At 61.1% G+C, this 4,877-nt stretch carries 5 protein-coding genes; 2 read left to right on the top strand and 3 right to left on the bottom strand.

Translation table 11 applies throughout. The features are described from left to right. Positions 1-330: 330 nt before the first annotated feature. From F0169_RS25950 to F0169_RS25940, 3 genes are all read right to left on the bottom strand, one after another. Positions 331-879 (bottom strand): cytochrome b, encoded by a 549-nt coding sequence (locus tag F0169_RS25950; RefSeq protein WP_058413381.1) that lies wholly within the window; start codon positions 877-879, stop codon positions 331-333. 113 nt (positions 880-992) lie between these two features. Further along, the gene (phnX, locus tag F0169_RS25945) at positions 993-1,820 is read right to left on the bottom strand and encodes a phosphonoacetaldehyde hydrolase (RefSeq protein ID WP_122250865.1); all 828 of its coding nucleotides are present in this window, start codon (positions 1,818-1,820) and stop codon (positions 993-995) included. Beyond that, on the bottom strand, positions 1,817-2,944 hold the full coding sequence (locus F0169_RS25940) for a 2-aminoethylphosphonate--pyruvate transaminase (RefSeq protein ID WP_152748009.1): 1,128 nt from the start codon (positions 2,942-2,944) through the stop codon (positions 1,817-1,819). The genes phnX and F0169_RS25940 overlap by 4 nt, the downstream gene beginning before the upstream one ends. A 111-nt stretch (positions 2,945-3,055) precedes the next feature. On the opposite strand from F0169_RS25940, the gene F0169_RS25935 reads away from it, so the two are divergent. Together F0169_RS25935 and F0169_RS25930 are read left to right on the top strand one after the other, a co-directional pair. Beyond that, complete coding sequence (locus tag F0169_RS25935) at positions 3,056-3,913, top strand: LysR substrate-binding domain-containing protein (RefSeq protein ID WP_152748008.1); 858 nt, start codon at positions 3,056-3,058, stop codon at positions 3,911-3,913. Between the two features lie 100 nt (positions 3,914-4,013). Continuing rightward, positions 4,014-4,721 (top strand): YebC/PmpR family DNA-binding transcriptional regulator, encoded by a 708-nt coding sequence (locus tag F0169_RS25930; protein ID WP_058413377.1) that lies wholly within the window; start codon positions 4,014-4,016, stop codon positions 4,719-4,721. Positions 4,722-4,877: the final 156 nt, after the last annotated feature.

Raw genomic sequence — 4,877 nt, 5'->3', positions numbered from 1 at the left:
CGAGTCTTCACATCCAAGTGAATCTCCTGATCAAAGGGGAAGACCGTTTGCGTCTCTAACCCAACAATTAGGTGCATGTCCTCCAGTAACGCCAGCAATATTGCTTCACTCTGAACGGCCATGAAAATTGGACCATTGGTACCGTCGGCGTGCCGCCCGTGGTTTCAGCGCAACTCTAGCAAGTGGGCCGGATGGTGAGGATACAAGCCATCACCCAAATAACGGATATATACCCAACCTGAAGAACACCCCCGAACCAGCCCGATGCGCGACAGCGCTACATCAAAGATGCAGTGGGGCCTCCCACAGTTGACCGCGTTCGGTTTGAAGTCAGCGCCTGCCGGGCATCATCCGCAACGCGGTGTTATCGCGCAGGATGTAATGGTGCGCAAGCCCCGCCACTGCATGCAGCCCGATCAGCCAATAACCGGTCTTGCCAAACAGTACGTGCCAGCCTTCGATCTCCTTGGCCAGGTCTTTGTTTTCAGCGATTAACGGCGGCAACTCAATGCCGTAGAACATCACCGAATGGCCCTCGGCGCTGACGATCAGCCAACCCGCAATCGGCATGCCGATCATCAACGCATACAGCGCCACGTGCATCAGCGTCGCCAACAGGCTCTGCCAGCGCGGCGGTGCGGGCACGATCTTCGGCGCAACGCCCATGCTGCGGGCAAACAGGCGCAGCCATACCAGCACAAATACGCTGAGGCCGAACATGAAGTGCATTTCGACGATCAACGTTCGCGCGCCACTGCCTTTGGGGAATTGGCCGCGTAACTCTATGCAGGCGTAAACCACCGCCAGCAGCACCACCATCAACCAGTGCAGCGCAATCGACATGGTGCTGTAGCGGGTATCGGAGTTTTTCCACGGCATTGCTGGTTCCTCACTCATCAGGGCAAACCTCCGTTCTTTGGCGACGGAGTGCTTTTACTGTATGCCGGTTTTGAGCGGTTTGCTTGGTGTAAATGCCGCTGTTTTGACCTCTATCAGTGGCTTTGCGGCATTTCACCGCGCGCCAGGCGCTGGTTGATGTTGGTGATAACCGCAGGCAGGTCGGTAAGGGTGTCGATCAGGTAGTGCGGGCGCGAGCCTTCGAACAGCGCGTGGATGCGTTCGCGCTCGCTGGCCAGCGTGCTGCTGTCCAGCGCGCGAAATTGCTCGTAGGTCAGGCCCAGCGCGTTGCCTGAGCACGTCAGCGCGACGGTCCACATGCCGGCGCGGCGGCCTTCGAGAATGCCCGGCACGGTGTCGTCGACCTTCACGCAGGCTGCCACGTCATCAATGCCCAGCGCGATCACGTTGGCCAGTGCTTGCGCAGGCCATGGGCGGCCATTGGGCACCTCGTCAGTGGCGACCACGTGGTCGGCGACATAGCCGTTGCTGGCGGCCAGCGCGACGACTTTGTCCATCACTTGCTTGGGGTAGCCGGAGCAGGAGCCGACCTTGATGCCTTGCACCCGCAGCCGCGCAATAGTGTCGAGCGCGCCGGGGATCAAGGCGGAGTGCTCGGCGATTTTTTCGATTTGCAGCGGCATGAAGCGCTGGTAGATGGCGGTGACGTCATCATCTGTTGGCGTGCGGCCAAACGCTGCGCGGTAACGCTCGGCCACTTGCGGCTGATTGCAGAGGGTGCGGATATGCTCCCACTTGCCCATGCCCATCGGCCCACGGGCTTCTTCGATGGAGACTTGCACGCCGAACTCGGCGAAGGCTTCGACAAAGATTTGGGTCGGCGCGAAAGAGCCGAAGTCGACCACGGTGCCGGCCCAATCGAGGATCACGGCCTGCAGGGTGTTGGGGGTGTGATAGTTCATGCTTGGGCTCCTGAAGGTGAAAGGTTGACGCCCATCGCGCGCAGCACGTGCGCGATGGCGGTGACGGCGGCGTGCATATCGGCTGCGTCGACATGGCCGATGCAGCCCACGCGGAAGGTTTCCACTGTGGTCAATTTGCCTGGGTAAAGGATGAAACCCTTAGCCTTGACGCCCTCATAAAACGCCTTGAACTGGTAGCGCGGGTCGTGCGGGGCGTGGAAGGTCACGATGATCGGTGCCTGAATCGCCGCTGGCAAAAAGCTGCGCAGGCCCAGTTCGGCCATGCCATCGAGCAGCGCCTGGCAGTTGAGCGCGTAGCGTTGATGGCGCGCGGGCAGGCCGCCTTCTTCGTGGTATTGCAGCAGCGCTTCGTGCAGGGCCGCGACCACGTGGGTCGGCGGGGTGAAACGCCATTGGCCGGTTCTGGCCATGTAGCTGTGCTGGTCGAACAGGTCCAGCGCCAGCGAGTGGCAATTGCCTTGGGCGGCTGCCAGCGCGTGTTTTTCGGCAAACACAAAGCCTGCGCCCGGCACACCTTCCAGGCACTTGCCCGAGGCGGCAATCAGCGCGTCGAACGGCACTTGGCGGGCATCTATGGGCAGCGCGCCGAAGGAGCTCATGGCGTCGATGATCAAACGCTTGCCGTGCTGTTTAACCACGTCGGCGATGTGCGCCAGCGGGTTGAGAATGCCGGTGCTGGTTTCGCAATGAATCAGCGCGACGTGGGTGATCGTCGGGTCGGCGTGCAGCAGGCGGTCGACGTCGGCCGCGCTGGCAGGCTGGTCTTCGGCGGTCTCGAACGGGCTGAAAGGGCGGCCGAGCACTTCGCAAATCTTCGCCAGCCGTTTGCCGTACGCGCCGTTGATCAGCACCAGCACCTTGCCGTCACGCGGGACCAACGTGCCGATGGCCGCTTCGACCGCAAACGTGCCGCTGCCTTGCAAGGGGACGCAGTGGTGGCTGTCGGCGCCGTTGATGATCGCCAGCAGTTGCGCGCAGACACTCGCGGTGAGCTGGTTAAAACGGTCATCCCATGAACCCCAGTCCACCATCATCGCCTGGCGCGTGCGCGCAGACGTGGTCAAGGGGCCGGGTGTGAGCAGGATGGGCGCGACGGTGTTCATCTCAGGTCCTCGCATGGGATGGGGGTGAAGCTACGGCGCCTAAATTGCAGTTTGGCTTGTCATCAATCAAATTGTTTGTTGTTATGCGAGCTATCAGTGAGGCCGATAGCTATGAATTTATTCCAACTGCGTGCATTTGATGCGGTGGCCCGCGAGGGCAGCTTTACGCGCGCGGCGGCGCGGCTGTTCATTAGCCAGCCGGCCGTGACCGGGCATATCAAGGCCCTGGAAGAGCACTACCAGATTGCGCTGTTGCGTCGCACGGCGCGGCGGGTGGAGTTGACCGAGGAAGGCACCCGCCTGGCCGCCATCACCCGGGCGATTTTTGGCTTGGTAGACGAAGCGCAGACCTTGCTGGAAGCCAATCGCCAATTGCTCACCGGGCGCCTTGAAGTCGCCGCAGACGGGCCGCACCTGGTGATGCCAATGATCGCCAGCCTGCGCGCGCGCTACCCCGGCATTACCGTGAACCTGCGGTTGGGTAACGCTCAGGAAACCCTCGCTGCGTTGTTGTCCGAGCACGCGGATGTGGCGGTGCTGACCGAGGTGGAGCCGCGCACTGGTTTGCACCTGCAACCGCTTGAACAATCGCGGCTGTGCGCATTGGTGCCGGCCGGGCACCCGTGGCTGGCCGACCCGGCGGGCATTCGCCTGGCGCAATTGCACGAGGTGATCATGGTGCTGCGCGAACCCGGCTCCATCACCCGGCGCACCTTTGATAACGCCTGCGCCATGGCGCATGTGCAGCCTAAAGTGTTGCTGGAACTCGACAGCCGCGAGGCGGTGACCGAAGCCGTTGCCGCCGAGTTGGGTGTGGGCGTGGTGTCTTCAATCGAGGTCAGCCGCGACCCGCGGGTGCACGCGATTCCTTTGCACGGCGATGGGCTGGACAACCGGCACATGCTCGGTTGCCTGCAGCGACGCCGCTCATTGCGCTTGATCCAGGCGTTTTTCGAGTTGGCGTCGTGACGGTTTTTTGCTGGAACGATTTTTTTTTGCCCTATAAACTCTGCCGCCAAAGCGCCGGCCAGTAGACGTCTCGGCGCCATGCATATGAAGAGAGTGAGTCATGGGCGCACAGTGGAAAGTCAAACATAAAGAAGCGGCATCGAATGCCAAGGGCAAAATCTTTGGCAAGCTGGTGAAAGAAATCACCATCGCCGCCCGCAATGGTGCCGACACCGCAACCAACGCCCACCTGCGTCTGGTCGTGGAGCAAGCCAAAAAGGCCTCGATGCCCAAGGAAACCCTGGAGCGCGCGATCAAGAAGGGCGCCGGTCTGCTGGGTGAAACCGTGCAGTACCACCGCGTGACCTACGAAGGGTTTGCCCCGCACCAGGTGCCGTTGATCGTTGAGTGCGTGACCGACAACATCAACCGTACTGTGGCGGAAATTCGCGTGGCGTTCCGCAAGGGCCAGTTGGGTGCTTCCGGCTCGGTGGCCTGGGACTTTAACCATGTCGGCCTGATCGAAGCGTCGCCGGACACCCCGGACGCCGACCCTGAGATGGCCGCCATCGAAGCCGGCGCCCAGGATTTCGAAGAGGGTGAAGAGGAGGGCACTAGCCTGTTCATCACCGAGACTACCGACTTGGACGCTGTGCAAAAATCACTGCCGGAGCAGGGGTTTACCGTGTTGTCGGCCAAGCTCGGCTACATCGCGAAGAACCCGGTGAGCGGTTTGACCGATGAGCAGATGGCCGAAGTCGAAGCCTTTTTGGAAGGCTTGGACAACCACGATGACGTGCAGGATATGTTTGTCGGCCTGGCTGGCTAAGCTTACATATCCGGTATTTGGGTTAGGGCTTGTATGGGTTCGCCCTTACGGCGGGTCACTTTGCACGCGGCCTGAAAGCCGACCTGAGTGGTTGAAGCCAGATCAAGGGCGGGTTTTGCATACACGGGCTAGATCCGCTTTTTTTTGCTTTCGTGT

The organism is Pseudomonas kitaguniensis (assembly GCF_009296165.1).
In the GTDB taxonomy this organism is placed as follows: Bacteria; Pseudomonadota; Gammaproteobacteria; order Pseudomonadales; family Pseudomonadaceae; genus Aquipseudomonas; species Aquipseudomonas kitaguniensis.
The sequence above is the reverse complement of the archived record's forward strand: the minus strand, read 5'-3'. Positions and strand labels throughout refer to the sequence as shown.